Source organism: Actinoallomurus acaciae (assembly GCF_042429965.1).
GTDB classification, from domain to species: domain Bacteria; phylum Actinomycetota; class Actinomycetes; order Streptosporangiales; family Streptosporangiaceae; genus Actinoallomurus; species Actinoallomurus acaciae.
Window position 1 is genome coordinate 1 of record NZ_JBHLZP010001171.1, and the last position, 896, is coordinate 896.

Here is an 896-nt window from a genome sequence, read left to right on the forward strand (position 1 = left end):
GCGCCGACCGTCCGCAGCCCCGCGCGAGCGAGCCCGCGCCGCCCGGCCGGGGCCGAGCTGAGACCGCCGAAGCACCCGCACCCCTCGTCGGTGCCGCGCCGCGCGAGGTCGCCGGTGATCCACGTGGCCGTGGCGAAGAACACCACGCAGGCCAGGCGTACCAGACCCGTCGGAGTCACCAGCAGGGCGACGCCGATCGTGCCCTCGGCGGACGCCACACCGTAGACGAACGGACGCCGGTGGTGCAGGGCGCCTCCGGAGTCGTTCTCGCGGATGGTCAGCTTCGCGGTACAGGCCAGCAGCAGCACGCTGGCCAGGAACGGGATCTGCAACTCCCGCATCGCCTCGGTCATGAAGCCTCCCGCGTCCGAGGGGGTGACCACTGAGCCGCGTCCTCGCTTACCACAGGGCCGTGTCTTCTGACTCCCTCGCTGCGCTCGGTCATGGCAGATCCACTCGTGCGGTCACGTTGAAGCAGCCGGCGTCGAGGTCGCCGCCGAGGTCGACGAAGGAGGCCCTGGTCAGTTCGATGACTCTGCCGCGCGGCGAGATGCCGCAGCAGACGCAGCGGTCGCAGAAGTGCGCCGCCACGCAGCCGCACTCGGTGATCGGAATCCGCGTCTCCAGGCCGTTGCAGTCGTTGCGGATGTGCAGTTCGCTGGCGATCGACAGCAGCGGGAGCGGCAGGGGCGAGGCCGGACCGGTGCCGCAGCCACCCGCGTCGCCGTACGGATCGAGCGCCGGATACGCCGCGCCACGCCGCCCGGCGGGGCCGTCGAACCAGGTCGCGGTGCCGCGCAGGATCCGCGGCACCGATCCGGAACGGTGGGCCGGCGGATGCTCGGCGTGCGAGGCCGGCTGCGGCGACTTCGAGGCCGGCTGCAGGCCGTGGAGCT

At 72.5% G+C, this 896-nt stretch carries 1 protein-coding gene and 1 pseudogene; both read right to left on the reverse strand.

The features are described 5' to 3' along the window. On the reverse strand, positions 1-353 hold a 353-nt coding region (locus tag ACFFNX_RS51410; RefSeq protein WP_378213813.1), incomplete at its 3' end, for a MauE/DoxX family redox-associated membrane protein. Between the two features lie 88 nt (positions 354-441). After that, a pseudogene (locus tag ACFFNX_RS51415) lies at positions 442-896 on the reverse strand (hypothetical protein); the annotation flags it as partial.